The sequence below is a fragment of the Actinokineospora iranica genome (assembly GCF_900101685.1).
Taxonomy (GTDB): Bacteria; Actinomycetota; Actinomycetes; order Mycobacteriales; family Pseudonocardiaceae; genus Actinokineospora; species Actinokineospora iranica.
In genome coordinates this window covers 259,989-286,210 of sequence record NZ_FMZZ01000008.1, presented here as the reverse complement: position 1 = coordinate 286,210, position 26,222 = coordinate 259,989, and the positions used below count along the sequence as shown (strand labels likewise).

General features: G+C 69.3%; 29 protein-coding genes, 1 pseudogene and 1 CRISPR repeat array. Of the genes and pseudogenes, 15 read left to right on the top strand and 15 right to left on the bottom strand.

Annotated elements, in window-relative coordinates; translation table 11 throughout:
• Nucleotides 1–6: 6 nt before the first annotated feature.
• Nucleotides 7–279: direct repeats of the CRISPR family, unit length 28 nt; unit sequence GTCTTCCCCGCGCACGCGGGGGTGTTCC.
• A gap of 45 nt (nt 280–324) precedes the next feature.
• Nucleotides 325–642, bottom strand: coding sequence for a S26 family signal peptidase (locus BLS56_RS18445; protein ID WP_267463928.1), 318 nt, complete (start codon nt 640–642; stop codon nt 325–327).
• A gap of 83 nt (nt 643–725) precedes the next feature.
• Between BLS56_RS18445 and sodN the strand changes: the two genes are divergently transcribed.
• Together sodN and BLS56_RS18435 are read left to right on the top strand one after the other, a co-directional pair.
• Entirely contained in the window at nt 726–1,133 is a 408-nt protein-coding gene (gene sodN, locus BLS56_RS18440; RefSeq protein ID WP_091452306.1) for a superoxide dismutase, Ni, read from the top strand.
• Nucleotides 1,134–1,404: 271 nt separating this feature from the next.
• Nucleotides 1,405–2,901: an ATP-binding protein gene (locus BLS56_RS18435; protein ID WP_175482910.1), complete on the top strand. Its 1,497-nt coding sequence runs from the start codon at nt 1,405–1,407 to the stop codon at nt 2,899–2,901.
• A gap of 180 nt (nt 2,902–3,081) precedes the next feature.
• On the opposite strand, the gene BLS56_RS18430 is transcribed toward BLS56_RS18435, so the two are convergent.
• Entirely contained in the window at nt 3,082–3,549 is a 468-nt protein-coding gene (locus BLS56_RS18430) for a hotdog fold domain-containing protein (RefSeq protein ID WP_091452304.1), read from the bottom strand.
• 55 nt (nt 3,550–3,604) lie between these two features.
• Here BLS56_RS18430 and BLS56_RS18425 point away from each other — a divergent pair, with 55 nt between their 5' ends.
• Together BLS56_RS18425 and BLS56_RS18420 are read left to right on the top strand one after the other, a co-directional pair.
• Nucleotides 3,605–4,174 carry an acid phosphatase gene (locus BLS56_RS18425; protein WP_091452302.1) on the top strand — a complete coding sequence of 190 codons (570 nt, stop codon included), beginning with the start codon at nt 3,605–3,607 and terminating at the stop codon, nt 4,172–4,174.
• 13 nt (nt 4,175–4,187) lie between these two features.
• Nucleotides 4,188–4,673 carry a GNAT family N-acetyltransferase gene (locus tag BLS56_RS18420; RefSeq protein ID WP_091452299.1) on the top strand — a complete coding sequence of 162 codons (486 nt, stop codon included), beginning with the start codon at nt 4,188–4,190 and terminating at the stop codon, nt 4,671–4,673.
• Between the two features lie 56 nt (nt 4,674–4,729).
• On the opposite strand, the gene BLS56_RS18415 is transcribed toward BLS56_RS18420, so the two are convergent.
• Nucleotides 4,730–5,137: a hypothetical protein gene (locus tag BLS56_RS18415; RefSeq protein ID WP_091452296.1), complete on the bottom strand. Its 408-nt coding sequence runs from the start codon at nt 5,135–5,137 to the stop codon at nt 4,730–4,732.
• 311 nt (nt 5,138–5,448) lie between these two features.
• On the opposite strand from BLS56_RS18415, the gene BLS56_RS18410 reads away from it, so the two are divergent.
• A complete protein-coding gene (locus BLS56_RS18410; protein WP_091452293.1) occupies nt 5,449–6,375 on the top strand; it encodes a diacylglycerol/lipid kinase family protein in 927 nt (308 codons plus the stop codon).
• Between the two features lie 363 nt (nt 6,376–6,738).
• Nucleotides 6,739–6,993, top strand: a complete 255-nt coding sequence (locus tag BLS56_RS18405; protein WP_091452291.1) for a WhiB family transcriptional regulator — start codon at nt 6,739–6,741, stop codon at nt 6,991–6,993.
• Nucleotides 6,994–7,137: 144 nt separating this feature from the next.
• On the opposite strand, the gene BLS56_RS18400 is transcribed toward BLS56_RS18405, so the two are convergent.
• Both BLS56_RS18400 and BLS56_RS18395 read right to left on the bottom strand, forming a co-directional pair.
• Nucleotides 7,138–8,649, bottom strand: coding sequence for a sensor histidine kinase (locus tag BLS56_RS18400; RefSeq protein WP_091452289.1), 1,512 nt, complete (start codon nt 8,647–8,649; stop codon nt 7,138–7,140).
• A gap of 18 nt (nt 8,650–8,667) precedes the next feature.
• Nucleotides 8,668–8,883: a biotin/lipoyl-binding carrier protein gene (locus BLS56_RS18395; RefSeq protein ID WP_091452491.1), complete on the bottom strand. Its 216-nt coding sequence runs from the start codon at nt 8,881–8,883 to the stop codon at nt 8,668–8,670.
• 161 nt (nt 8,884–9,044) lie between these two features.
• Here BLS56_RS18395 and BLS56_RS33045 point away from each other — a divergent pair, with 161 nt between their 5' ends.
• Nucleotides 9,045–9,119 carry a 50S ribosomal protein bL37 gene (locus BLS56_RS33045; protein ID WP_096498094.1) on the top strand — a complete coding sequence of 25 codons (75 nt, stop codon included), beginning with the start codon at nt 9,045–9,047 and terminating at the stop codon, nt 9,117–9,119.
• 72 nt (nt 9,120–9,191) lie between these two features.
• Here the strand turns inward: BLS56_RS33045 and rsrA are convergent, their stop codons facing one another.
• Both rsrA and BLS56_RS18385 read right to left on the bottom strand, forming a co-directional pair.
• Nucleotides 9,192–9,557 carry a mycothiol system anti-sigma-R factor gene (gene rsrA, locus BLS56_RS18390; RefSeq protein ID WP_091452286.1) on the bottom strand — a complete coding sequence of 122 codons (366 nt, stop codon included), beginning with the start codon at nt 9,555–9,557 and terminating at the stop codon, nt 9,192–9,194.
• Nucleotides 9,554–10,192, bottom strand: a complete 639-nt coding sequence (locus BLS56_RS18385) for a sigma-70 family RNA polymerase sigma factor (RefSeq protein WP_407640532.1) — start codon at nt 10,190–10,192, stop codon at nt 9,554–9,556. The genes rsrA and BLS56_RS18385 overlap by 4 nt, the downstream gene beginning before the upstream one ends.
• A gap of 202 nt (nt 10,193–10,394) precedes the next feature.
• Between BLS56_RS18385 and ybaK the strand changes: the two genes are divergently transcribed.
• Genes ybaK through BLS56_RS18370 form a run of 3 tightly spaced genes read left to right on the top strand, consistent with a single transcriptional unit; the run spans nt 10,395 to nt 11,511 of the window.
• Nucleotides 10,395–10,871, top strand: a complete 477-nt coding sequence (ybaK, locus tag BLS56_RS18380; protein ID WP_091452280.1) for a Cys-tRNA(Pro) deacylase — start codon at nt 10,395–10,397, stop codon at nt 10,869–10,871.
• A gap of 50 nt (nt 10,872–10,921) precedes the next feature.
• The gene (locus BLS56_RS18375) at nt 10,922–11,125 is read left to right on the top strand and encodes a CopG family transcriptional regulator (protein ID WP_091452277.1); all 204 of its coding nucleotides are present in this window, start codon (nt 10,922–10,924) and stop codon (nt 11,123–11,125) included.
• Nucleotides 11,122–11,511 carry a type II toxin-antitoxin system death-on-curing family toxin gene (locus BLS56_RS18370; protein ID WP_091452275.1) on the top strand — a complete coding sequence of 130 codons (390 nt, stop codon included), beginning with the start codon at nt 11,122–11,124 and terminating at the stop codon, nt 11,509–11,511. The genes BLS56_RS18375 and BLS56_RS18370 overlap by 4 nt, the downstream gene beginning before the upstream one ends.
• Before the next feature lie 21 nt (nt 11,512–11,532).
• On the opposite strand, the gene rsgA is transcribed toward BLS56_RS18370, so the two are convergent.
• Both rsgA and aroA read right to left on the bottom strand, forming a co-directional pair.
• Nucleotides 11,533–12,567 (bottom strand): ribosome small subunit-dependent GTPase A, encoded by a 1,035-nt coding sequence (gene rsgA / locus BLS56_RS18365; RefSeq protein ID WP_091452273.1) that lies wholly within the window; start codon nt 12,565–12,567, stop codon nt 11,533–11,535.
• 1 nt (nt 12,568) lies between these two features.
• Nucleotides 12,569–13,849: a 3-phosphoshikimate 1-carboxyvinyltransferase gene (aroA, locus tag BLS56_RS18360; RefSeq protein WP_091452271.1), complete on the bottom strand. Its 1,281-nt coding sequence runs from the start codon at nt 13,847–13,849 to the stop codon at nt 12,569–12,571.
• Between the two features lie 98 nt (nt 13,850–13,947).
• On the opposite strand from aroA, the gene BLS56_RS18355 reads away from it, so the two are divergent.
• The 3 genes from BLS56_RS18355 (at nt 13,948) to BLS56_RS18345 (ending at nt 16,337) form a co-directional block, all read left to right on the top strand.
• On the top strand, nt 13,948–14,718 hold the full coding sequence (locus BLS56_RS18355; protein WP_091452488.1) for an SOS response-associated peptidase: 771 nt from the start codon (nt 13,948–13,950) through the stop codon (nt 14,716–14,718).
• Entirely contained in the window at nt 14,715–15,326 is a 612-nt protein-coding gene (locus BLS56_RS18350) for an alpha/beta hydrolase family protein (RefSeq protein ID WP_091452268.1), read from the top strand. Before BLS56_RS18355 ends, BLS56_RS18350 begins: the two co-directional genes overlap by 4 nt.
• A 189-nt stretch (nt 15,327–15,515) precedes the next feature.
• Nucleotides 15,516–16,337 carry a LolA-like protein gene (locus BLS56_RS18345; protein WP_091452266.1) on the top strand — a complete coding sequence of 274 codons (822 nt, stop codon included), beginning with the start codon at nt 15,516–15,518 and terminating at the stop codon, nt 16,335–16,337.
• Between the two features lie 69 nt (nt 16,338–16,406).
• Here the strand turns inward: BLS56_RS18345 and pruA are convergent, their stop codons facing one another.
• The 3 genes from pruA to BLS56_RS18330 all read right to left on the bottom strand — a co-directional run bounded on the left by pruA (nt 16,407) and on the right by BLS56_RS18330 (nt 20,073).
• Nucleotides 16,407–18,035 carry an L-glutamate gamma-semialdehyde dehydrogenase gene (pruA, locus tag BLS56_RS18340; protein WP_091452263.1) on the bottom strand — a complete coding sequence of 543 codons (1,629 nt, stop codon included), beginning with the start codon at nt 18,033–18,035 and terminating at the stop codon, nt 16,407–16,409.
• Nucleotides 18,036–18,119: 84 nt separating this feature from the next.
• Nucleotides 18,120–18,623, bottom strand: a complete 504-nt coding sequence (locus tag BLS56_RS18335; protein ID WP_091452261.1) for a DUF6912 family protein — start codon at nt 18,621–18,623, stop codon at nt 18,120–18,122.
• A gap of 37 nt (nt 18,624–18,660) precedes the next feature.
• On the bottom strand, nt 18,661–20,073 hold the full coding sequence (locus BLS56_RS18330; RefSeq protein WP_091452258.1) for a WS/DGAT/MGAT family O-acyltransferase: 1,413 nt from the start codon (nt 20,071–20,073) through the stop codon (nt 18,661–18,663).
• 43 nt (nt 20,074–20,116) lie between these two features.
• Here BLS56_RS18330 and BLS56_RS18325 point away from each other — a divergent pair, with 43 nt between their 5' ends.
• Nucleotides 20,117–20,899: a TrmH family RNA methyltransferase gene (locus BLS56_RS18325; protein WP_091452255.1), complete on the top strand. Its 783-nt coding sequence runs from the start codon at nt 20,117–20,119 to the stop codon at nt 20,897–20,899.
• Here the strand turns inward: BLS56_RS18325 and BLS56_RS18320 are convergent.
• Nucleotides 20,891–21,268: an HAD family hydrolase gene (locus tag BLS56_RS18320; RefSeq protein WP_091452253.1), complete on the bottom strand. Its 378-nt coding sequence runs from the start codon at nt 21,266–21,268 to the stop codon at nt 20,891–20,893. The two genes, BLS56_RS18325 and BLS56_RS18320, sit on opposite strands and share 9 nt — an antisense overlap.
• A gap of 115 nt (nt 21,269–21,383) precedes the next feature.
• On the opposite strand from BLS56_RS18320, the gene BLS56_RS18315 reads away from it, so the two are divergent.
• Nucleotides 21,384–21,818: an Rv3235 family protein gene (locus BLS56_RS18315; RefSeq protein ID WP_091452250.1), complete on the top strand. Its 435-nt coding sequence runs from the start codon at nt 21,384–21,386 to the stop codon at nt 21,816–21,818.
• Between the two features lie 665 nt (nt 21,819–22,483).
• On the opposite strand, the pseudogene secA reads toward BLS56_RS18315, so the two are convergent.
• Both secA and hpf read right to left on the bottom strand, forming a co-directional pair.
• Nucleotides 22,484–25,076 (bottom strand): annotated as a pseudogene (gene secA / locus BLS56_RS18310) (preprotein translocase subunit SecA); the annotation flags it as partial.
• 230 nt (nt 25,077–25,306) lie between these two features.
• Complete coding sequence (gene hpf, locus BLS56_RS18305; RefSeq protein WP_091452245.1) at nt 25,307–25,963, bottom strand: ribosome hibernation-promoting factor, HPF/YfiA family; 657 nt, start codon at nt 25,961–25,963, stop codon at nt 25,307–25,309.
• Between the last annotated feature and the right edge of the window lie 259 nt (nt 25,964–26,222).

The window sequence follows — 26,222 nt, the reverse complement described above, 5'->3', positions numbered from 1 at the left end:
GTGCGGGTCTTCCCCGCGCACGCGGAGGTGTTCCCCGCCAGGACCTCCAGATCGTCACGGTGCTCCAGTCTTCCCCGCGCACGCGGGGGTGTTCCGTGATCGAGGCCCAAGAGGCCGGGCGACGGTCCGTCTTCCCCGCGCACGCGGGGGTGTTCCCTCGGCCTCGGCGAGGCGGACCTCGTAGCTCAGGTCTTCCCCGCGCACGCGGGGGTGTTCCGAGCGCGCAGCGAGGCGACCAACCGCGTGGCCGGGTCTTCCCCGCGCACGCGGGGGTGTTCAGTTCGCGGCGGGCCACGGCGAGGCGGCTCGGTGGTCTTCCCGCCCCTAGAGGCGGCGTGGCCGTGGCCACAGCCGCCACCGGATGACCGCGTGCACCCGCGCAGGCCCCAGCGTCCGCGAGTCGGTCGACTCGCCTGCGTTGTCGCCCTCCACGTGCCACCCCTCACCGTCCCGGTGGACCGCGCGTTTGACCGAGAGCTGTCCCGGCCGCGCGTCCCAGGTGACCAGCACGATCGCGCCCGCCGCCACCTGCCGTCGGGTGGCCACGACCGTGTCGCCGTCGGATAGCGCGGGACGCATGGATGCCCCGCGCACCCGCACCCGGCGCGCGGGCGCGCGGCCCAAGGGGTTCGCCGCCGTCAAAGGATCACCTCCACCTGCCCGTCCAGGATGCCCGGAGTAGGGTCGATTCGTCGGAGCATCCCCGTTTTGCCCATGGAGGAAAAATGCGACTCTGGTCGCGCTTTCTCGCCCCTCGACTGGAGGCCACCGCGCACTGCGACCTTCCGTGCGGTGTGTACGACCCGGCCCAGGCCCGCATCGAGGCCGAGTCGGTGAAGGCGATCCAGCAGAAGTACCAGGACAACGAGGACCCCGAGTTCCGCACCCGCGCGGTCCTCATCGCCGAGCAGCGCAGCGAGCTCGTCAAGCACCACCTGTGGGTTCTCTGGACCGACTACTTCAAGCCCCCGCACTTCGAGAAGTACCCGGAGCTGCACGACCTGTTCAACCGCGCCACCAAGGCCGCGGGAGCCAGTGGCACCAAGGGCTCGATGGACCCGGCCACCGGCCAGGCCCTGCTCGACCTGATCGGTGAGATCGACAAGATCTTCTGGGAGACCAAGAAGGCCTAGTTCGGATAGCCTCATCACGGCGCTGACCAGCGGCAGCATCCGTTGCTGGTCAGCGCCGTACTTGATCTACAGCTGCCCCGTTCCTGGCAGCACAGCCGCCGGAATAGCCCCTTAGGGTGAACCCAACCCGGTGAGCACGGCTGGCCTGGTCGAACAAGGCGGCGCGATACCGGGGACTGCCGCCCTACCCGTGCGGTCCCGCGTACTCAACCGACTAGGCTAAAGATTCTCCAAGAGTCAGGTTCCACTGGCCGAGTAGGGCGGTTAAACAGTGAGTCGAAAGACAGAACGACAGGCCGAGCGCCTGCAAGTTCTGGTCACGAAATTGCTTACGCTTCCAGCGGAAACCGAATGGGTAGAATTCAAAGAGAATAATTTCAAAGCTGAAGATGTAGGGGAGTACATCTCCGCCCTATCCAACGGCGCGACCCTAAATAATCAGGAAAAAGGGTACCTCGTCTGGGGAGTTCGCGATTCCGACCACAAAGTAACCGGTACTAACGTAAACCCTCAGGCCGAAAAAGTGGGAAACGAGGATCTAGTCCCCTGGCTCACCCGCCAAGTCCAACCGCAGGTACATTTCGAGTTTCACGCTCTGCAGCGCGACGGTAAGATGATCGTACTCCTTGAGATCGGCGCGACTCACACGATGCCGGTTCGATTCAAGGACTTCGAGTATATCCGGGTTGGCTCTTACAAAAAGAAGCTCCGCGACCATCCCGATCACGCACGACGACTATGGAACACGTTCAACCAGGTCACGTTCGAGGAAAACTCTTCGATGTCTTCTCTCAACGATCAAGAGGTTCTCGAACTCATCGACTACCAAAGTTATTACGCGCTCCTTCAACGACCTGCTCTTCTTGGGCCACAGGCCATCGTGACCGGCTTGGAGGATGACTCCGTTATCCGTCGCATACCCCACTCCGACAACTGGGAGATTACGAATCTCGGCGCCATGCTGTTCGCCCGAGATATCTCAGACTTCACCACATTGAAGCGCAAGGCGTTGCGCATCGTCCAATACCGCGGCGACAATCGCATCTCTACAGTGCGCGAGCAAGTCGGCATGAAAGGTTACGCGAGTGGTTTCGAGGGAGCGGTGCATTACCTGAACAACCTATTGCCATCAAATGAAGTGATCGGTGAGGCAATCCGCAAAAACGTGCCAGTTTACCCACCCTTGGCGGTTCGCGAACTACTGGCAAACGCGCTCATCCATCAGGATTTCTCGCAATCGGGAAACGGTCCGATGGTGGAGGTCTTCGACGGCAGGCTCGAAATCACCAGCCCGGGCCACCCTCTCATAGCCCCTGCCCGCTTTGTCGACGCACCTCCAAAATCGCGAAACGAGAAACTTGCATCACTGATGCGACGAGCTGGGATTTGCGAAGAACGTGGCAGCGGCTGGGATAAGATCGCTTTTGACACCGAGTTCTATCAACTACCCGCACCAGTGGTCGAACTCCCCGGAGAAAGCACCCGAGTCATCCTTTTCGGCCCCAAAGCATTCGCGGAGATGGACAAAGATGAACGCTTGCGTGCAGTGTATCTACACGCTTGTCTACGTTATGTCGAGAGAAACATGTTGACAAATACTTCCCTGCGCGAGAGGTTCCGCCTTGAGCAGGACAGCGCCTCGCAGATCAGCAGGCTGATCAGTGACGCGGTAGACGCCGACTTGATCATTCCGTTCGATGCGACAGCAGGGCGAAGGTTTATGAAGTACGTGCCGTTCTGGGCGGGAGACAGCAGCAACTCTCTTTGACCCTCATTTGCAGACGACAGTGATGCAAATCACTCTAAGGCTCTGACCTGCACGAACAGTGGCAACCCCATTTACTTCACAGGCAAAGCAGTGTGATTTCTGTCACATCAGGCCGGGGTGATGGCTTCCCGGCCGGTGGGCACGGGAACGGGTCCACATGAAGCTTGCGTCACTGGATGCCTAGCGGGGCGACACGCGCACGGTGATGACCGCGCGGACGACCTCGACGCCTGCCTTGTCGCGGATGGACACGGGAACGGGGAGGTCGATCGGGGTCGGGCCGAAGTCGGGGATGGACTCGACCTCGGCGACCGCGCGCAGGCCGGTCTTGGCCTTGGCGGTGTAGTCGACGGTCATGCCCTTGGGGATCCAGCGGTGGCTGGTGGGGACGGTGGCCTCGGCGAGCATCCCCATGGCGATCTCCGCGAGGTTGCACGCGGCGATGGCGTGGAAGGTGCCGATGTGGTTGTGCACGCCCCACCACAGGGGCGCCCGCACCTCGCCGCGGCCGGGGCGCATGTCGATGACGGTGGGCAGGATGGTGCGGAAGTAGGGCACGCGCAGGCACGCCGCCGCGGAGAACAGGCGCGGGCCAAGGGGGCGCTCGGCCAAGGCCCGCCACAGGCGCAGAGTCGTGGTTTCGGTCACAGCCGCTAAGTTACCCGTCGGTAGCTTTCCGGGCAAGTGTCCTAGGATCGACGGCATGACGGTCTACCTGCTGCGACACGGCCAGACCGAGTGGTCGGAGAACGGGCGGCACACCGGGCGCACGGACATCCCGCTGACCGCCGAGGGCGAGGCGCGGGCGCGGCGGGCCGGGGAACTGCTCGCCGACCTGCGGGGCGACCGGCCCGCCCTGGTCGTCTCCAGCCCGCGGGTCCGCGCGCTGCGCACCGCCGAGTTGGCCGGGCTCGCCGTGGACGAGATCACCGAGGACGTCGCCGAGTGGGACTACGGCGACTACGAGGGCCTGACCACCCCGCAGATCCGCGAGACCGTGCCGGGGTGGACCGTGTGGACGCACCCGTGCCCCAACGGCGAGACCGCCGGGCAGGTGGGCGGGCGCGCGGCGAAGGTCGTGGACCGGGTGCGGGCGGCGGACACCGACGTGGTGCTGGTCGGGCACGGGCATTTCAGCCGGGTGCTCGTGGCGGCCTGGATCGGGCAGCCCGCCGCCTTCGGCGTCCACTTCGGACTGGGCGCGGCCGGGGTGAGCGTGCTCGGCGACGAGCGCGGCGTGCCGCAGGTAGTCCGACTCAACCTTTCACACTGACCTGGAGGAAACCGTGCCCGATCAGCGGGTTCGCCGCGTCGCGCCGTCCGATGTGGACTCCGTGGTGGCGCTGGTTCACGAACTGGCCGAGTACGAGCGCGCGCCGCACGAGTGCCACCTGACCGCCGAGCAACTGCGCGTTGCCCTGTTCGGCCCGGCGCCCGCGTTGTTCGGGCACGTGGCGCAGGTCGACGGCGAGGTCGTCGGCTGCGCGCTGTGGTTCCTCAACTTCTCGACCTGGCGCGGGACGCACGGGATCTACCTTGAGGACCTGTATGTGCGGCCGTCGGTCCGGGGATCGGGGCTGGGCAAGGCGCTGCTGACCGCGCTCGCCGAGGAATGCGCCGCCCGCGGCTACCAGCGGCTGGAGTGGTGGGTCCTGGACTGGAACGCACCGGCCATCGGCTTCTACAAGTCCATCGGCGCGGTTCCCATGGACGAGTGGACCGTGTACCGCCTGACCGACGAAGCACTGGCCGCGCTAGGCCGACCGGGCTAATCCCGGAGACCACCCTTTTGAGTGACGGCATTACCTTCCGTCAGGGCTGATTTCCGTCAGGAGCGGGGCTCGTCCTGGTCGCCCTGGGCCCACTGGGTCGTCGTGGAGCGCGACAGCAGGACGAGCACGACCACGCAGACGAGGGCAACCGGGACGCCGATCTCGGGCCTGTCCGAGGGGCCGATGGCGTACCAGGCGATGCCGAGCAAGAGCAGTTGCAGCACTATCGCCGGGCTGCGGCCCCAGTGCTTCCCCAGGACCAGGCCGCCCCCGCAGGCGAGCACGCCCGCGGCGAGCACGGCGAAGTAGGCAGCCTCGCCGAAGACGTTCCCGCCTAGCTCCGAGTCGCCGCTCAGCCCCCTGATCAGCAGCAACACCGCGAACCCGAGCCCAACCAGGCCCTGCAACGCGACCAGTGCGCCCGCGGCGACGACCGTTCGCGGGGCGGATGACGAGAAGCGCACGGCGGCTTTCCTCACGGTGTTCGGATGGATGGCGGCTAACGCACGATGACCGTGCGTGCACACCGCCGATCGTATGCCACCCGGACGGACGGTCGTCTGCGGCGACCGGGCAGGGGAAGATCAGTGGTGTCAGTTCCTCGCGGATCGATGAGACAGACGGTCGTCTGGGTGCACTCGTCGTCATCGAGGGGACGCGCTGCCGGAAGGAGCCGCATCTCGATCACGACTGGTCCGAACGAGTGAGCGCGGGAGATCCCCCGAAAGGGGAGGCGACGGCGGGGTGGGCGCGCACGCTGCCTTACTCTGCGGTAATGCGCGCTGTCCTCGTGGTGAACCCGCAGGCGACCGCCACCACACCGGCAGGCCGGGACGTGCTCGCGCACGCGCTGGCCAGCCAGGTGAAGCTGGAGGTCGTCGAGACCGACTACCGGGGCCACGCCCTCGCCGCCGCGGCACAGGCCGCGCTCGACGGCGCCGACCTGGTGGTCGCCCACGGCGGCGACGGCACGGTCAACGAGGTCGTCAACGGCCTGCTGACCGCCGGCCCGTCCGCCGCGACGCCCATGCTCGGCGTGGTGCCCGGCGGATCGGCGAACGTCTTCGCCCGCGCGCTCGGCCTGCCACGGCATCCGGTCGAGGCGACCCACGTCCTGCTGCGCGCGCTGGAAGAGGGCCGCACCAGGCGTGTCGGGCTCGGCCGGGTCGACTCCGACGGCGGGCACCGCTGGTTCACCTTCAACGCGGGCATGGGCTGGGACGCCGACGTCGTGGCCGATGTGGACCGCAAGCGCGGCAAGCGGACCAGCCCGGCGCTCTACGCCAGGGTGGCCGTCGCCCGGTACGCGCGGCCCAGGCACCGCCGCCCGGACCTGACCGTCCACGTCGACGGCGAAGAGCCGATCGAGGGACTGCGGCTGGCGTTCGTGTCGAACACCGACCCGTGGACCTACCTGGGCGCCCGCCCGATCCACCTCAACCCGGGCTGCGCGTTCGAGTCGGGCCTGGGCCTGTTCGCGCTGCGCACCCTGCGCCCGCAGACCGTGCTGCGGCACTTCCGCCAGGCGATGAGCGCCACGGGCAGGCAGCGCGGCAAGCACCTGGTGCGCCGCGACGACGTCGCCCGGATCACGGTCAGCGCGCCGGAGCCGGTGCGGTTGCAGTGCGACGGCGACCTGATCGGCGAGCGCACCCGGGTCGAGTTCACCTCGGTCCCGAACGCGCTGGTCGTCGCCGTGTGAAGCACAGCCGTGTGAAGCACAGCGGTCCGACGCACGGCCCGTGGTGAAGCAGGGCGTGTGGCGCCGCCTAAAATGATCTCCGCTCGGTAAGCGCCACCCTTCCCGGTTTGGGCGGGACGCGACCGGGCACCCCTTCCCGGATGCGGAGTGCGGCGGTCCGGTCCAGACCAGCGGTCGTCGTGATCAAATCGTTGCTCTCCGCGTCGGCAGGGCTCTGACGTCGATCTTTCGGGTGAGTTCACTCACCGGGCCCAGAACACCCCTTGACATCCAGCCGGTTCGTGAAAGCATTCACAAGCACCCCGACGACCGGATGACGACTAGAGGCGCGTCCTAACGCGCCCGAGCGAGGAGCAAGTAGAAATGGACTGGCGCCACCGCGCGGCCTGCCGTGACGAGGACCCCGAGCTGTTCTTCCCGGTGGGAACCAGCGGTCCTGCGATCTCGCAGGCCGCCGAGGCGAAGGCCGTTTGCCACCGCTGCCCCGTCGCTTCCAACTGCCTGTCATGGGCGCTCGAGAGCGGCCAGGACGCTGGCGTTTGGGGCGGTATGAGCGAGGACGAGCGTCGCGCATTGAAGCGGCGCAACGCTCGGACCAGGGCACGCAGCAACGCCTGAGCTTTCCGCAGTAACAAGACGAGCGGAAGTCCGGCACCGATTCCCGGTGCCGGACTTCCGCTCGTTTGCGCTTAGTGAAAGGCGTCAGCGGCGATGTGATCAACGGCGATGTGGTCAGCGGCGATGTGGTCAACGGCGATGTGGTCAACGGCGATGCGAGAGCGGCACGCGAAGAACCGCCTCGGTTCCCGCGCGTTCCCGCCGGTGCAGCGACAGCGAGCCGCGCAACTCCGACTCCACGAGAGTCCGGACGATCTGCAGTCCCAATCCATTCGCTCTTTCGAGTGAAAATCCGCGCGGCAGCCCTCGGCCGTCGTCGGCGACGATCACATCGAGCCAGCGGGCGGAGCGCGCGGCGGTGACCACGACCTCGCCCGAGTGACCGGGCGGATAGGCGTGCTCGACGGCGTTCTGGATCAGCTCGGTCAGGACCATCACCAGCGGCGTCGCCGTCTCGGCCGCCACCACCCCGAACTGGCCGCTCTTGCGGACCTTGACGTGGCTCTCGGCGACCGCGACATCGCCGACGACCGGAATCACCTTGTCCACCAACGCATCCAGGTCGACCCGCTCGTCCACCGACGTCGACAGCGTCTCGTGGACCATGGCGATCGCCGCGACCCGGCGCACCGACTCGGCCAGCGCCTCCTTGGCCTCCGGGCTGCTGGTCCGCCGCGACTGCAAGCGCAGCAACGCGGCCACGGTCTGCAGGTTGTTCTTCACCCGGTGGTGGATCTCGCGGATCGTGGCGTCCTTGGACAGCAACGCCCGGTCGCGCCGCCGGACCTCGGTGACGTCGCGGCAGAGCACCAGCGCGCCCGCAGCCTTGCCGCCCGGCCGCAGCGGCAGCGCCCGGAACAGCACCGCGGCGCCCCGGCGCGACTCGGCCTCCGCGCGCATACTCGGCTGCCCGTCGAGGGCGAGCAGGATGCGCTGCGCGATCTCCGTCGCGTCGAACGGGTCGCCGATGAGGGTGCGGGTCAGCGGGGCCAGCCGCACGCCGACGAGATCGGCCGCGTGCCCCATCCGGTGATACGCCGACAGCGCGTTGGGACTGGCGAACACGACCGCGCCCGCCGGGTCTAGCCGGATCAGGCCGTCGCCCACCCGGGGGCTGGTGTGCACGTCCGGGGAGGGCTCCGCGGTGGGGAAGGTGCCGTCGGCGACCATCTGGCACAGGTCGCCCGCGATGCCCAGGTACGCGATCTCCAGGGCGCTCGGCACCCGGGGCACCGCCAGGTTCGTCTCCCGCGACAGCATCGCGATGACCTCGCCCCGGTAGGTCACCGGGATCACCTCGCGGCGGACCGGCACGCCGAGATACCAGCGCGGGTCCTCCTCGCGGCAGATCCGCCGGTCGAGCATCGCGCGCCGCAGCTGCGGGTGCTCGTCGGCGTCGGTGTGGCTGGCGACGACGTCCTCGGGGTGCGCCGTCGGCGCTGTCGTCGGCCGGGCCTGCGCGACGCAGATGTAGCGCTCGTCGGCGTCCGGCGGCAGGGAGCCGTCCTGGCCCTCGGTCACCGGGACCCAGAGCAGGAAATCGGCGAAGGACAGGTCGGACAGCAGCTGCCACTCGGCGACCACGGTCTGCAGGTGGTCTACCGCGCCACCGGGAAGCCCGGTGTGTTCGGCGAGCAGGTCAGAGAGCGTCGACACAGGGCTCCACGGGGTTGGTCACTCCACGACGGCGATCAGATCGTGCTCCTGCACGACGTCGCCCTCCTTGACGGCGAGCTTGGTGAGCGTGCCGTTCTCCTCGGTCAGCACTGGGATCTCCATCTTCATGGACTCCAGGATCACCACGGTGTCGCCCTCGGCCAGGGTCTGTCCCTCTTGCGCCACGACGTTCAGCACGTTGGCGACCATTTCGGCGTGGATCTCGTGGGCCATCGACCGGTCCTCCTCGAACGAGTTCTGCTCGCGCCAATCCAACCATGCGCCCCAGCCCTGGAGAGTCACTGAAGCCCGGCATGGCAAAATCGTGCCCGAAGGCGTGCGGCCGGTGTGTCCGCGAGGCTCGCACGCCCCGACCAACGCCAGAGGAGACACCGATGTCGAAGCGCGCCCGCAAGCGTCGTGACCGCAAGAAGGGTGGCGCCAACCACGGTAAGCGCCCCAACGCCTGAGCAGACGCTCTCAGCACGGCAGAGGCCCCGGCACGCAGGCGCGCCGGGGCCTCTGTCGTCCGCTCGCACGGCTCAGTCTTCGCGCGGCTCAGCCGTCGACTGGGTCGTCTGGGTGGTTTGGGTGGTCTGCACGGTGACCTGGCTGGTCCGGGTGACCTCGACCGCGCCCGCGGGCAGGCCCGCGTCGAGCACGGTCTGCCGGATCGATGCCCGCAGCCGCTCCTTGAACTCGTCCGGTGCCTGGTCGCCGCCGCACTTGCGGGCGAGCAGGATCTTGAGGTGCTCCTCGATGCCGTAGCGCTCCAGGCAGGGGCGGCACTCCTCAAGGTGCTTCTGCAGCAGGTCGCGGCGCTGCACGTCGCACTCGCGGTCGAGGAAGAGCCACAGCTCGCCCAGCACCTCGGAGCAGTCGGTCTCGTGGTGGCGTCCGCAACTCATGACCCCGCCACCTCCTGCGCGCCCGAGCGCACGAACCCCCGCTCACGGGCCACGCCCGTCAGAAGGTCGCGCAACTGCCGCCTGCCGCGGTGCAGACGGGACATCACGGTGCCGATCGGCGTGGCCATGATCTCGGCGATCTCCTTGTACGCGAATCCCTCGACATCGGCCAGATACACCGCGAGACGGAACTCCTCGGGAAGCTGCTGCAGCGCGTTCTTGACGTCGTCGTCCGGCAGCAGGTCCATCGCCTCCACCTCGGCGGAGCGCAGCCCGCTGGAGGTGTGGCTCTCGGCCTTCGCGAGCTGCCAGTCGGTGATCTCGTCGGTCGGCGACTGCAACGGCTGCCGCTGACGCTTGCGGTAACCGTTGATGTAGGTGTTGGTCAGGATGCGGTACAGCCACGCCTTGATGTTCGTGCCCGCCGAGAAGGACTCGAAGGCGGCGTACGCCTTCAAGTAGGTCTCCTGGACCAAGTCCTCCGCGTCGGCCGGGTTGCGCGTCATGCGCAGCGCGGCGGAGTAGAGCTGGTCGAGCAACGGCATCGCGTCGCGCTCGAACCGCTCCGCGCGCTCGGCCGTGGTCTCGGTGGTCTCGGTGGCCTCACTGTGTGGCTGGGCTTCGGTGCGGGGCACCGGGCTCCCTTCGGGTGCTCGCACACCCATCTTCAGGTGCGCATACTGCTTCCCCGAGCTTACGCGGACCTCGTCCGCACGGCTGTGAGCCCGCGCACGCGGCAGACGTGAGCTGGGGCGCTTTACCTCGAGAATCTGCTCGGTGACCACGCCAGCGACAACACCCGCGACGGGCTCCGCATTCCCCCTCTACCCTGGCGCGGTGGCCGGACGAGGAACCCCCGCGACAGCGTTGTTGGCGAAGCGGAAGATCACGCACACGCTGCACTCTTATGAGCACGATCCCCGTGAGTCCTATGGGCTGGAAGCCGCGTCCGCGTTGGGAGTTTCGCCTGATCGGGTGTTCAAGACGCTGCTGGCTGAGGTCGACGGGGTGCTGACGGTGGGCGTTGTGCCGGTTGACGCGCAGCTGGATCTCAAGGCGCTGGCGGCGGCTGTCGGCGGAAAGCGCGCTCGGATGGCTGAGGTGGCGGTGGCCGAGCGGACCACCGGGTATGTGGCGGGCGGCATCTCTCCACTGGGACAGCGCAAGCGCTTGCGGACGGTGGTGGACTCGTCTTCCGCCGGGTTTCCGACGATGTTCTGCTCCGGTGGCAGGCGGGGGCTGGAGATCGAGATCGCGGCGGCCGATCTGGTGGCGCTGGTCGACGGCGTGGTCGCCGATATCGCGGCTCGCTGACACCAGATTCGATCGACAGTGGGTGCTACCAAAATGGTAGCATCGTTGACATGGCGATGACGTTGCGACTGACCGAGGAGCAAGAGCGCGCTCTGGCCCTGCTCGCCGAGTCCGACGGGATAAGCAAGCACGAAGCAGCAGTTCGCGCTATCACCGCCACCGCCGCGCGGCGTGTGCGCGAGGGCCGGGTGCGGGAGCTCTCACGCGAAGGACGCGAACGCTACGCCGCCTTGCTCGATCGCCTGGCTCAGTGAACGTCGAGTACCTCACGCTGGAAGACCTGCTGGCACTAGCCGAGGACCTCGGCGTGCCCAAAATCCGAGACTTGGGCCTGCTCGACTCGGCAGCTCACCGCCCGCAGACCTCGCTGATGGGGCAAGACGCCTATCCGACCCTGCACGAGAAAGCAGCGGTGTTGCTCGAATCGGTCGTTCGCAATCACCCTCTTGTGGACGGCAACAAGAGACTGGGATGGATGGCGATGCTGGTCTTCTACGGTCTCAACGGACACGATCTCGATGCGCCGGACGACCCGGCGTACTACCTGGTGATCGAAGTGGCGACGGGGGCGATCGACTACGTCGAAGCCGCCGCCCGCTTGGCCAAGTGGACCGGCCCCAGGTTTTTCCCACCTCGCTGAACAGCGCCAGACAGCACTGTCTTAGCCGGACTGTTCTCGGTCGGTGTGGTCGTCTACGCCTGCTTTGGAGGACAAGAGTCTGCGTAGGGACGCCAGTCTGCCGGGGGTGGCTTGGCCCTCTTGCACTACCGAGTCCAGGTAGCAGCCCGGGTCTTCTGGGGCGCCCAGGTGGCCGCAGCCGGAGGGGCATTCCTCCGCTGGGGCGACGAATTCCTCGAAGGCGGCCACGATGTCGTTGGGTTTGATGTGGGCCAAGCCGAAGGAGCGGATGCCGGGGGTGTCGACCACCCAGCCGCCCGCTGGCAGGGGGAGTGCCACCGCTGAGGTGGAGGTGTGTCTGCCCTTGCCGACGCCGCTTACCGCGCCGATCGCGCGGTAGGCGTCGGGGACCAGGCGGTTGACCAAAGTGGACTTGCCTACGCCGGAGTGGCCCACCAGGGCTGAAACTCGGTCTGTGAGGCGTTCTCGGAGTTCTTGTGGTTCTGCATCGTGGCGGTTGACCACTACTGGGAGGTCCAGTTCCGCGTAGGCGGCCAGGAGGTCTGCCGGGTCGGCCAGGTCTGCCTTGGTCAGGCAGAGGATGGGGGTCAGGCCGCCCGCGAACGCCGCGACCAGGCAGCGGTCGATGAAGCCGGTGCGGGGTGGGGGGTCGGCCAGGGCGCAGACGATCAGCAGCTGCTCGGCGTTGGCCACGACGACCCGTTCGAAGGCGTCCGTGTCGTCGGCGGTGCGGCGCAGGACGCTGGTGCGGTCGGCCACGCGGACGATGCGGGCGAGGGTGTCGGCGTCGCCGGAGGTGTCGCCGACGATGTCGACCTGGTCGCCGATGACGACGGGGGTGCGGCCCAGCTCCCGGGCGCGCATCGCCACGACCAGGTGGGTGGGGTCGCGGTCGACGGCGCAGGTCCAGCGGCCGCGGTCCTTGCCGACGACCATGGCGGTCACGGCGTCGGCGTGTTCCGGGCGGCGCTTGCTGCGCGGGCGGGTGCCCTTGCCGGGGCGCACCCGGACGTCGGTCTCGTCCAGCCTGCTCCAGTCGCCGCGCCGGGACGCCACGTCAGCGGGCCCCGGTCAGCATCCGGGACCACATCGCCGGGAAATCGGGCATGGTCTTGGCCGTGGTGGCGATGTCGTCCACCGCGACCCCCTCGACGACCAGGCCGATGATGGCGCCCGCGGTCGCCATCCGGTGGTCGGCGTAGGCCCGCCACGGGCCGCCGCGCAGGGTGGCCGGGCGGATCTCCAGACCGTCGTCGGTCTCGGTGGCGTCACCGCCCAGCGTGGTGATCTCGGCGGCGAGGGCGGCGAGCCGGTCGGTCTCGTGGCCGCGCAGGTGGGCGATGCCGCGCAGGCGCGACGGGCTGTCGGCGAGCGCGGCCAGGGCGGCGACCGTGGGGGTCAGCTCCCCGACGTCGCGCAGGTCTATGTCCACACCGGACAGCGTGGCCGGGCCGCGCACGGTGAGCGCGCCGTCCGCGGACAGGGTCACCTCCGCCCCCATCCGCGCCAGGATTCCGCGGATGGCGTCGCCGGGCTGCGTCGTCGCTGACGGCCAGCCGGTGACCGTCACCTCGCCGCCGGTGACCGCGGCCGCTGCCAGGAACGGCGTCGCGTTGGACAGGTCGGGCTCGATGGCCCAGTCGCGGGCCGCGACCGGCCCCGGCTCGACCTGCCAGGTGTTCTGCTCGGTGTCGTCCACCACGACACCGGCAGCACGCAGCATCTCGACGGTCATGTCGATGTGCGGCATAGAGGGAACGGGTTTCCCGGCGTGGTGGATGGTCAACCCCTTGTCGTACCGCGCGCCGGACAGCAGCAGTCCGGAGACGAACTGCGAGGATGCGGAGGCGTCGATGGTCACCGTGCCGCCCGCGATGCCGCCCGCGCCGACCAGGGTGAACGGCAGCGCGTCGCCATCGACGACCGCGCCGAGCCCGCGCAGCGCGTCGAGCACCGTGCCCATCGGCCGCTCCCGGGCGCGCGGGTCGCCGTCGAAGCGGACCGCGCCGTCGGCGAGCGCCGCGAGCGGCGGGACGAACCGCATGACCGTGCCCGCGAGCCCGCAGTCGACCTCGGCCGTGCCTCGAACGCCGCCGAAGCCGTCATGCGCGCCGACCCGGACCGTGGTGCCGTCCACCTCTACCGGGACGCCGAGAGCGCGTAGAGCCGCGATCATAAGATCGGCGTCGCGGCCTTCCAGCGCGCCGGTTAGCGTGCTCGGCCTGCCGCTGAGAGCGGCCAAGATCAGGGCGCGGTTGGTGATGGACTTGGATCCGGGGATGGTCACGGTGGCGTGCACCGGGGCCGAGGCGACCGGGGCTGACCAGGGCTGCGGCATGGGCCAATCCTCCCGCATTCGCTGGTCCGGCGGTTTACCGGCTCGCCCCTGTCGGTCCGACATGTCACGATTCGACACACCGATGGAGGTGGATGGCTTTGTGCGGCAGGTACGCGGCAGCGAAGGACCCCGCGGCGCTGGCGGCGGAGTTCGACGCGCTCGACGCCACAGGTGAGCAGGCGCCCGAGCCCGACTACAACGTGGCGCCGACGAAGAACGTGGTGACGGTGGTGCAGCGGCACCCGCGCGCGGCCGACGGCACGGTCGACAAGAGCACCACGGAGCGCACGCTGCGGGTGATGAAGTGGGGCCTCGTCCCGAACTGGGCCAAGGACGCCTCCGGGGCCGCGCGGATGATCAACGCCCGGTCCGAGAGCGCGGCGGAGAAGCCCGCGTTCAAGAAGTCGCTGGCCGAGCGCCGCTGCATCATCCCGGCCGACGGCTGGTACGAGTGGCGCCGCGACAAGACCTCGAAGCAGCCGTTCTACACGACCCCCCAGGACGGCGGCAGCCTCGCGATGGCAGGCCTGTGGACGACCTGGCGCGACCAGGCCGACCCGGCCGCGCCACTACTGATCACCTGCGCGGTCCTGACCACCGACGCGGTCGGCCCGCTGGCCGACATCCACGACCGGATGCCGCTGATCCTCGGCCGGGACAGCTGGTCCGCCTGGCTCGACCCGGACTCGACCGACGTGTCCGCGCTGCTCGCGCCGCCGCCGTGGGACCTGGTGGACGCCCTGGAGATAAGGCCGGTGTCCACGGCCGTCAACAGTGTCCGCAACAACGGCCCGCACCTGCTCGACCGCGACGAGCCCGCCCAGGAACTGGACGCGCCGGACCTCTTCGGCGCCGAGGCCCGCCGGTGACCAAGGCGCGCATCGACACCCCGCACGGCCTGGCCAGGGCCGAACTGCACTGCGCCCCAGAGGGCCGGGCGGGACTGCTCCTGGGCCACGGCGCGGGCGGCGGCATCGACGCGCCCGACCTGGTGGCCGCCGTGCGGGGGGCCACGGCGGCCGGGGTGCACGTCGCCCTGGTCGAGCAGCCCTACCGGGTGGCCGGTAGGCGCGCGCCTGCCCCCGCGCGCCAGCTCGACACGGCGTGGCTGACCGTGGCCGAGCACCTGTCCGCCCTCTGGTTCGACGACCTGCCCCTGGTCTTCGGCGGCCGGTCCTCCGGCGCCCGGGTCGCGTGCCGCACCGCCGACCAGGGCGAGGCCGTCGGCGTGCTCTGCCTGGCGTTCCCGGTGCACCCACCGGGCAAGCCGGAGAAGACCCGGCAGCCGGAACTGGACGCCGTGGCCGTGCCGACCCTGGTGCTCCAGGGCGAGAGCGACCCGTTCGGCAGGCCCGCGGGCGGACACCTGCGGGAGATCGTCACCCTCCCCGGCGACCACTCCCTCAAGCGGGAGCTGCCCGCGATCTCCCGCACCGTCGAGGAGTGGCTGGACCGCATTCTGCGACCGCTCGGCTAGGCCGCGCCCTGCCCGAAATCGTCATCCGCCGGGTGGCAGCGCGCCCGATAGTGACCGCCGTGCCCTGTCACGCGTCGGCGGCGAGTGGCCGCGACGTATCCTTCGTCCACTCGACCAGGGTCGGGGAACCCTCGGACGGGTGAGACGTCCTGGGGAACAGACACATGACTCGTACTGAGGGGATTGTTCATGCGGTTCACAGGCAAGACGAAGCTGCTGGTCGGGGTGGCCGCGGCCGCTCTCACCCTGAGCGCGTGCTCAGGCGACCCGGCGAGCACGCCCTCGTCCACCGGCGGCAAGTCGACCGAGGCCTCCGCCGCGGCCAAGACCGGGTTCGAGAGCCTCAAGATGCTCAGCGACGCCGTGGGCAAGAAGAGCGAGAGCGCCAAGAGCGCGCACATGAAGTTCACCGGCGACATGGGCGGGCAGTCGCTCACGGGTGAGGGCGACTTCAGCTTCGGCGCCGAGACGGCCATGCAGATGACGATGACCATGCCGGGCGGCGAGATGACCATGCTGTTCGTCGACAACGTGATCTACTTCAAGAGCCCGAGGGAACTCGAGCCCGGCAAGCCGTGGGTGAAGATGGATCTGAACGGCGACAACCCGATGGCCAAGACGGTGGGGGGCTCGCTGGACTCGATCAAGCAGGTCGACCCGAGCAAGATGCTGGAGCAGCTCGCCGACGCCGGTGAGATCACCTCCACCAAGGAGGAGACCATCGACGGCAAGGAGACCACGCACTACTCGATCACCGTCGACGTGGCCAAGCTCGGGAACCAGGGCCTGGGCATGGACAAGGCGGCTATCGCCGAGCTGGAGAAGTCCGGTGTGAAGACGCTGCCGGTCGAGGCGTGGGTCGACGGCGACGACCTGCCGGTCCGCTTCGTCACCGAGGTCCCGGCCGCGGGCCAGAAGGTGAAGATCCAGGCCGACTACAGCGACTGGGGCAAGACCGTGGACATCACGGCGCCGCCCGCCTCCCAGGTCGCCGAGCTTCCCGGTAGCTGACTCTTAGCGCATAAGAACGCATAAGAAGAGCGCCCCGCAGGAGGACTCTGCGGGGCGCTCTTCTGTGCTTTAACCCATGTGCGGGTAAGTGTGGTCGGTCGGCGGCACGAAGGTCTCCTTGACCGACCGCGGGCTGACCCAGCGCTGGAGGTTGTAGATCGACCCGGCCTTGTCGTTGGTGCCGGACGCGCGGCTGCCGCCGAAGGGCTGCTGGCCGACGACCGCGCCGGTGGGCTTGTCGTTGACGTAGAAGTTGCCCGCCGCGAAGCGCAGCGCCTGGTGCGCCTGCTCGACGGCCGCGCGGTCAGTGGCGAACACCGCGCCGGTAAGCGCGTACGGCGAAGAGGTGTCCACCAGTTCCAGCACCTTGGCGTACTCGGCGTCCTCATAGACGTGCACGGCCAAGATCGGGCCGAAGTACTCGGTGGTGAACACGTCCTGCAGCGGGTCGCTGCCGACCAGGACGGTCGGCTGGACGAAGTAGCCCACCGAGTCGTCTGCCGTGCCGCCGGTAAGCACCTCGATCGAGGAGTTCGCCGCCGCCGCCTCCAGCGCCGCCCTGTGCTTGGTGAACGCGCGCGCGTCGATGACCGCCCCGCCGAAGTGCGCGAAGTCGGTGACGTCGCCGTAGGAGATGGTCTTGGTGACGTCCGCCAGCCGCTCGCGCAGCCCGCCGTCCCAGAGGGACCGGGCGATGTAGGCGCGCGATGCCGCCGAGCACTTCTGCCCCTGGTACTCGAACGCGCCCCGGACCAGGCCGGTCACCACGGCGGCCGGGTCGGCCGACGGGTGGGCGACGACGAAGTCCTTGCCGCCGGTCTCTCCGACTATGCGCGGGTAAGAGCGGTAGGTGTCGAGGTGGTCGCCGATGAGCCGCCAGAGGTGCTTGAACGTCTTGGTCGACCCGGTGAAGTGCAGGCCCGCGAACTCCGGGTCGGCCAACGCGACCTCGGACAGCGCCGCCCCGTCCCCGGTGACCATGTTGATCACCCCGGCGGGCAGGCCAGCTGCCTCCAGCAGCCGCATGGTGTGGTGCGCGGCCAGCTGCTGGGTCGGCGACGGCTTCCAGACGACCGTGTTGCCCATCAGCGCGGGCGCGGTCGGCAGGTTGCCCGCGATCGCGGTGAAGTTGAACGGCGTGATCGCGGTGACGAACCCGTCGAGCGGGCGGTGGTCGAACCGGTTCCACATGCCCGGCGACGACGCGGGCTGCTCCTCGATCAGCCGCCGGGCGAAGGACACGTTGTGGCGCCAGAAGTCGATCAGCTCGCAGGCGCTGTCGATCTCGGCCTGCTGCGGCGACTTCGACTGGCCCAGGATCGTGGCCGCGTTGAGCGTGTCCCGCCAGGGGCCCGCCAGCAGGTCGGCGGCGCGCAGCAGCACGGCCGCGCGCTCGTCGAACGGCAGTTCGCGCCAGGCGGGGGCGGCCTGCTTCGCCGCGGCGACGGCGTCGGCGACGTCCTGCGCGGTGGCCTGCGCGGTGACGCCGAGGACGTGCCGGTGGTCGTGCGGCTGGACCACGTCCACGCGGTCGCCGCCCGCCATGCGCCGCGCACCGCCGATGGTCATGGTCAGCTCGGCCCGCTCGCCCTCCAGGTCGGCGATCCGCCGCTGGAGCGAGGCGCGCTCGGGCGAGCCGGGGGCGTAGGGCTTGATCGGCTCGTTGGCCGGGACGGGTACGGACGAAACGGCGTCCATCGTGTGGCTCGCCTCCCTGTGACTGGAGTCTCGACGGCGGCGCGGCTTGTGGCCGCACCGCCATCCTGTCATGGGATGAGCCGGCTAAAGCAGCTCCAGCAGGAACGGCAGCTCCTGTGGGGCGTACCAGGCCAGCTCGTGGTCTTCGGCGTCGCCGAGGACGAACTCCGCGTCCGGGTCGCCCAGGTCGGCGGCGTCGACGACGGCCGCGGCCGCGCGGACCGCGGCCTCGGCGTCCTCGGTGTCGAGGTGGATCGCGGCGATGACCTTGAGCGGGATCGGGCCAGCCAGCTTCACCACCGAATAGTCCAGGTCAGGGCGCAGGACCGCGCCGTCGACGTCGGCGGAGACCACCGCGCGGCGCGCGAACGCCGCCAACTCGTCCGCCGACTCGGCGTTGAGCAGCCGCAGCGACGCCCTGGCCGCGTCGAGCATCGCCGCGTACTCCAACTCCTCGTCGCCGCCGGTCGCGTAGGACTCCCGCAGCGCCGGGGTCAGCGCGAACGCGGTGTTGCCGACCGCGGCCAGCTCCCCGTCGGAGTTCAGCGCCCGCAGCATGGCCACCGTCGCCGGTACGTACACCCTCAAGACATCACGCTCTCAGTTCCTCACGCTCTTGCTGTCGTCATGCTCTTACCGCTGTCAACAGTTCCTCGACTGACTCTTCCAGCATTCTCGCCAACACGTCCACGTCGGACATGGCGGTGCGGTCGCCCGTCAAACCGAAATACACCCCACCGTCATAAGAGGTCACGCCAATGGCCAACGCCTGGTTCTTGCCCAGCGGCATCACCGGGAACATCTCGGTCATCCGCGCGGTCCCCGCGTAGAGCGGGATCTGCGGACCGGGCACGTTGGTGACCACCACGTTGAAGATGCGCTGGGAGAACGACGCGGCGGCCCGCGCGCCCAGCGAGTGCAGCGTGGGCGGGGCGAACCCGCCGACCCGCAGCAGCGCCGACGCCGCGACCGAGCGCACCGAGTCGTTGTGCGGGCGCATGGCGTGGCTGACGTGGTGCAGCCGCACGAACGGGTTCGACTCCCCCACCGGCAGGTCGACCAGGTGCGCGGTGACCTTGTTGCCGAGCATCCCCGGCACCGTGCCGTCGGCCTCTTCGTCCCGCACGGCCAGCGGCACCAGCGCGCGGACCTTGGTCGAGGACGTGATCTGCTCGCCGCGCATCAGCAGCCACGACCGCAGCCCGCCCGCGATGACGGTGAGCACCACGTCGTTGACCGTGCCCCCGTGCTTCGCCCGGACGCCGCGCAGATCGTCCAGCCGGGCGCGGGACACGGCGAACAGCCGCGCCCGGCCGACCGGGGCGTTGAGCGGCCCCGCCTGCGCGGGCCGGGCGGCGAGACCGATCGCGGAGACCACGGCGTTGAGCACGCCCGCGACCTTCTGGGTGGTGGCGAGCGCGTCGGTGGCCGCCGAGCGGGCGTTCTCCACGATCTCCCTGGGCCGCCGCACCGTCTCGGCGACCGCGTCGAGCACCAGCCGGGTCGGCCCCGGCAGCCTGCGCGCCACCCAGATCTCGTCGTCGGGCGCAGGCTCGGGCGGCTGCGGCGCGGCGTCCAGGATGACCTGGCCGAAGTCGATCGTGCGGATGCCGTCGACCAGCGCCTGGTGGGTCTTGGTCACCAGCGCGACATGCCCGCGGGCCAGCCCCTCGACCAGATACGCCTCCCACAGCGGCCGGGTCTGGTCGAGCGGGCGCGCCATCAGGCGTCCGACCAGGTCGAACAGCTGGGCGTCGGTCCCCGGCCGGGGCAGCGCGGAGCGGCGCACGTGGTAGTGGACGTCGAAGTCCGGGTCGTCCACCCACACCGGCCGGGCGAGGTGGCCGGGCACGCCGACCACCTTCTGCCGGTACCGCGGCACCAGCGGCAGCCGCTGCTCGATCAGCGCGACAAGCTGCTCGTAGGCGAAGCCCGACCGGGGCCTGCGGAACACCGCGACCCCGCCCACGTGCATCGGCGTGGCCGGATCCTCCAGGTAGAGGAAGGAGGCGTCGAGGGCGGACAGGCGGTCGGGCATGGCCCGATCCTGACACATCGCAGTGTTGCCCAGGTGACATGCGATGCTGCGTGCTGTGTCGCACGACCCTGGCGCGGGAGCGTCTCCCAAAGACCGGTTCGTCACCGTGTACGGGCGCAAGCCCGTGCTGGAGGCGCTGGCCGACAACCGCCTGTCGGTCGACAAGGTGGTGCTCGCCGACAACGCCCACGGCCCCGCGGCCCGCGAGATCCTCGACGCAGCCCGCGCCCGCGGCGTGCCGGTGCAGCGGGCCACCCCGCACCGGGTGAAGGTGTTGGCGGGCAACGGAAAGCAGGACCAAGGCGTCCTCGCCGACGTCGTCGCCCCGCGGATGCGCAGGCTCGCCGACGCGCTCGCGGGCAAGTCCGCGCCCCGGGCCGTGCTGCTGCTCGACGGGATCACCACCCCCGCCAACGTGGGCATGATCCTGCGCACCGCCACCGCGGCGGGCGTCGGCGGCATCGTCGTCCCCCGCCGCGGCGTGGCCACCATCGACCCCCTGGTGGTCAAGGCGTCGGCCGGTGTGGCGTTCACCGCACCCGTCCTGCGCTGCGCGACGGCCGAGGAGGCCGCCGCCGACCTGCGCGCCGCCGGTTACCCGCTGTACGCGATGGACGCGGGCGCCCGCCGCTCGGTCTTCGACGCCGACCTGCCAGACCGCGCCGCGTTCGTCCTGGGCAGCGAGACCGCGGGCGTCAGCGAGGCGGTCCGCCCGCACGTCAACCGCTGGATCTCCATCCCGATGAGCGGCGGCGTCGAGTCGCTGAACGTGGCCAGCGCCGCAGCCGTCCTGTGCTTCGAGCTGGTGCGCCGCCGCTCAGCGTAGGGAGACGCCGAGCAGGATCTCCAGCTCGTCCACAGTGGTCTCGACGGCGCGGTGGTGCACCCCGGTCATCCCCGCCGCGGCGGCGCCGCGCACATAAGCGGCGACGTCATCGACAAAGACGCACTTGTCGGTAGTCGTGCCCAACCGTTCGGCGGTAAGCGTGAACACCCCGGCCGCCGGTTTCGCGATCCCCACTTCCCCCGACACCACCACCGCGTCGAAGACGTCGGGCAGCCCGCCGGGCACAGTGTCCGCATTGGACAGCAGGGCGGTCCGGAACCCCTGCCCCCGCACCAGGGCCACCACATGCCGGATCACCGGCTCGGTGAACACACCCGCATAGTCCACAACCAACGCCTCGTACCGCACAGGCACTGATCCTGCCCCACATTCCGGCGTTTTCCCCACATGAGGTGACCCTCGTCCCCGACGCGGCAGGCACCCCGCTCTGTATGGCGAGACCGCAGAAGAGTGGAGGACCCCTATGGTGCTGCTAAGCGCCCTGCCCGACTACGAGCCCGCGGTGACGCCGTGGCCACCGCCCCGCAAGCCACTCCTACCCCACCCGGCCCCCGTCTGGGACGAACCCGGCCCCACCCGCGACACCGTCTGGCGGCTGCTCACCCTGCTCCTGGAATCCCTGGACGGCCGCCGACCCCTCCCCCAACTCCGCACCGCCCTCGCCACCGGCGTCTACGAGGCGATGGCCACCAGAGCCCGAGTCACCACCGGCCGAAACCACCGCCTGATCTCCCTGCACACCTGCCGAACAAGCCCCGAGACCCTGGAACTCGCCGCCTCCATCCGCGAATGGCCGACCGGACGTCCGCAATCCTGGCGCGGCCGAGCCCTCGCAGGCCGGATGGAGTTGCGGAACGACACCTGGCTGTGCACCTTCCTGCGCCCCGTGGGCCGGTGATCCGGCTTTGGGCAGACTGCGTCCCGGCAAAACGGGGGTTGGTGGCTCGGCTTGCCGGACTGCCGGGCCGCCTGCTGCCTGTGGGCGGCGGCCGACTGCTCGCCGCCGGTGGCGACCCGCAGGTACCGGCCGACCGCTCGCGCCGCCGGTCGCAGGCTGCCCGCCGCTGGCAGCGGATCACGGGTCGCCGACCATGAGCCCTTGACCCCTGGCTGCTGGCTGTCGGGCGGCCGGGCGCGTCAAGGTTCCTACCGCCAGTTGTCCTGGCTTTCTTCACACCACCCCTGCTGTCGGAAAAGACCGTGGCGCGTGAGGCGGGAGGCCGCACGCGCCACAGTGGTGGAGCGGGGTGTCTTTCCTGGTCGGAAGGGTGGGTTAGCGGCGGGGGCCCTTGCGGCCCTTCTTCGCCTGTTCGCGGGCCTGCTGCCTGCGTTCGCGGCGACTGGCGCCCGCCGCGGCGGGGTCGGCGTCGGGGGTGTCGCTGTGGGATTCGACGCCGCCGGATTCGGCGGGGCCGCTGTAGTTCAGGCGCTGCGGGGCGGGGCCGTCCAAGCCCTTGCCGCGCAGGGCGGGGGGCAGCTTCTCGGTGGCGGTGGCCGCGGCGGCCTGCTCGGCCTGGGCCTTCTGCTGGGCGGCCAGCGCCCTGGCCTGGCGTTCGCGCAGCTCGGCCTGGCGGGCGGCGGCCTCGGGGTCGGCGACCGTGGGCACCGCGGCGGGGGTGGCGGCCAGCTGGACGGTCGCGGGCTGCGGCTCGGCCTGTTCCACCTGGAGGTTGAAGATGAAGCCGACCGACTCCTCCTTCAACGCGTCCAGCATGACGTGGAACATCTCGAAGCCCTCGCGCTGGTACTCGATCAGCGGGTCGCGCTGGGCCATCGCCCGCAGGCCGATGCCCTCCTTGAGATAGTCCATCTCGTAGAGGTGCTCGCGCCACTTGCGGTCGAGAACCGAGAGCATGACGCGCCGCTCCAGCTCCCGCATCGCGCCCTTGCCGACCCGGGAGTCGATCTCCGCCTCGCGGATCTTGTACGCGGCCAGGGCGTCCTCGACGATGGCGTTCAACAGGAACTCGTGGTCCATGTCGTAGCCCTCGGCCTCGGCGCGGTCGACCAGCTGCTCCCACTTGACCGACACCGGGTACAGCGTCTTGAGCGCGGTCCACAGCTTCTGGTGGTCCCAGTCCTCGGCGTAGCCCTCCGCGGTCGCGCCGTTGACGTAGGCGGTGACCACGTCGGTGATCATGTGCTCGATCTGCTCGCTGAGGTCTTCGCCCTTGAGCACGCGCAGGCGCTCGGCGTAGATCACCTTGCGCTGCTTGTTCATGACCTCGTCGTACTTGAGGACGTTCTTGCGGATCTCGAAGTTCTGCTGCTCGACCTGGGTCTGCGCGCTCTTGATCGCCCGGGTGACCATCTTCGCCTCGATCGGCTGGTCCTCGGGGACGTTCATCACCGTCATGACCCGCTCGACCATGCCCGCGTTGAACCGGCGCATCAGCTCGTCGCCCAGCGACAGGTAGAACCGGGACTCGCCAGGGTCGCCCTGGCGGCCCGCGCGGCCGCGGAGCTGGTTGTCGATGCGGCGCGACTCGTGCCGCTCGGTGCCCAGGACGTAGAGGCCGCCCGCCGCCCGCACCTCGATCTTCTCGGCCTTGACCTCTTCCTCGGCCTTCTCCAGCGCGCCCGGCAGGGCCGCGCGCCACTCGTCCGGCGTCTCGAGCGGGTCGAGGCCGCGGGCGCGCAGCGCCTCCTCCGCGATGTGCTCCGGGTTGCCGCCGAGCACGATGTCGGTGCCTCGACCGGCCATGTTGGTCGCCACGGTGACCGCGCCCTTGTGCCCGGCCTGGGCGATGATCGCGGCTTCCTTCTCGTGGTGCTTGGCGTTGAGGACGTTGTGCGGCACGCCCATCTTCACCAGCAGCTTCGACAGGTACTCCGACCGCTCGACGCTGGTGGTGCCGACCAGCACCGGCTGGCCCTTCTCGTGCCGCTCGGCGATGTCCTCGGCGACGGCGAGGAACTTCGCCTCCTCGGTCTTGTAGATGAGGTCCGGCTGGTCCTTGCGGATCATCTCGCGGTTGGTCGGGATCGGCACCACGCCGAGCTTGTAGGTGGTGTGGAACTCCGCCGCCTCGGTCTCGGCGGTGCCGGTCATGCCGGAAAGCTTGTCGTAGAGCCGGAAGTAGTTCTGCAGGGTGATCGTGGCCAGCGTCTGGTTCTCGGCCTTGATCTCCACGTTCTCCTTGGCCTCGATGGCCTGGTGCATACCCTCGTTGTAGCGGCGACCCGACAGCACGCGCCCGGTGAACTCGTCGACGATCAGGACCTCGCCGTTGCGGACGATGTAGTCCTTGTCCTTCTTGTACAGCTCCTTGGCCTTGAGCGCGTTGTTCAGATAGCCGACCAGCGGCGTGTTCGCGGCCTCGTAGAGGTTGTCGATGCCCAACTGGTCCTCGACCAGCGCGACGCCCTTCTCGGTGACGCCGACCGTGCGCTTGCGCTCGTCGACCTCGTAGTGGACGTCCTTGCGCAGCATCGGCGAAAGCCGGGCGAACTCCTGGTACCAGCGCGAGGACTGGTCGGCGGGCCCGGAGATGATCAGCGGCGTGCGCGCCTCGTCGATGAGGATCGAGTCGACCTCGTCGACGATGGCGAAGTTGTGGCCGCGCTGGACCATGTCGTCGAGGCTCCACGCCATGTTGTCGCGCAGGTAGTCGAAGCCGAACTCGTTGTTGGTGCCGTAGGTGATGTCGCAGTGGTACGCCTCGCGCCGCTGGGCGGGGTTCATCTCGGACAGGATCGCGCCCACCTTGAGCCCGAGGAAGCGGTGCACCCGCCCCATCCACTCCGCGTCGCGCTTGGCGAGGTAGTCGTTGGTGGTGATGACGTGCACGCCGCCGCCGGAAAGCGCGTTCAGGTACGCGGCGAGCACGCCGGTCAGGGTCTTGCCCTCACCGGTGCGCATCTCGGCGACCTGGCCGAGGTGCAGCGCGGCGCCGCCCATCAGCTGGACGTCGAAGTGCCGCTGGCCCAGCACGCGCTTGGCGCCTTCCCGGGCGACCGAGAACGCCTCGGGCAGCAGCTCGTCAAGCGACTCGCCCGCCTCGTAGCGCTGTTTGAACTCGGCGGTCTTGCCGCGCAGCTCATCGTCGGTCAGGTCGAGAAAGTCATCCTCCAGCGAGTTGATGTGCGCTGCGATGTTGCGCAGTCGCTTGAGCATCTTGCCCTCGCCCGCGCGCAGAATTCGGGACAGCACCATCCGGTCGACCTCGCTAGCTGATAGTCGTGCGCCCGCTACGGACGCTCCTGTACGTCATCGTAGGCAACCCGCCGTTGGGCGCGCACCGACACTCGTCAGCAACGCCGCGCAGGGTACTCGGGTGACCTCCACCTCAGCACCAACGGATCAACCGCCCGCCGGGTTCCGGACACACCGGCGCCCCGGGGCCGAAGCGGCTCCCGGGGCACCGAATGGGTGACGGCGACCGGTCAGACCAGCTTGATCACGCCGTAGTCGAAGGCCTTGCGGCGGTAGACCACGCTGGGGACACCGGAGTCCGCGTCGGCGAACAGGTAGAAGTCGTGTCCGACCAGCTCCATCTCATAGAGAGCCTGGTCGACGGTCATGGGTTTGGCCGGGTGCTCCTTCTCGCGGACGATGCGTCCGGGAAGGTTCTCGGCGACATCCTCCCACCGCTGCTCGGGGACATCGGCGACCCCGTACTCCGGCGCTTCGAGCACCGCGGTCTGCGCGGCGCGCCTGCCGTTGGTCTCGCTCTTCGTGGGAGCGGCGACGGCGGCGGATGTGGCCTCCGCGACGGAGGCAGGGCTTCGGCGCCCGTGGTGAACGCGCCTGCGGTCATGCAAGCGGCGCAGCCGATTCTCGAGTTTGGTCACCGCCAGATCCAGTGCGCCGTAGAAGTCGCCCGCGCACGCCTCGGCGCGAACGGCCGGGCCCCTGCCCTTTCCGGTGATCTCGACCCGCTGGCAGTTCTTCGCCTGCCTGCGGTTGGGCTCATGGAACAGCTCCACGTCGAAGCGGATGACCTTGCGGTCATAGCGCTCCAAACGGGTCAGCTTGTCCTCGACGTGCGTCCGGTAGTGCTCCGGCACCTCGACGTTACGGCCCTTAACCACGATGTCCATACACGACCTCCCTCGCCGTTTGCGAGTACTGGTTCTTCGCCGATACTGGCGGCGCCGGACTCGTCTGGATTCCAAGCCCAGAACAGGGCCTGACCTGCGGGAACAATCCCGCGGATCAGCGCTCCGCCGGCGCCAGGGTCATGGGCTCCTCGCCTCCTCCCCGCTGACCGGGAACGGTGATAGCGCAGCACGTTAGCCCGGGATTGGGCCCAGCAACAGCCCCCGAGGCGGGGGACCTTCGTCCGCGTCGAAGAATTAC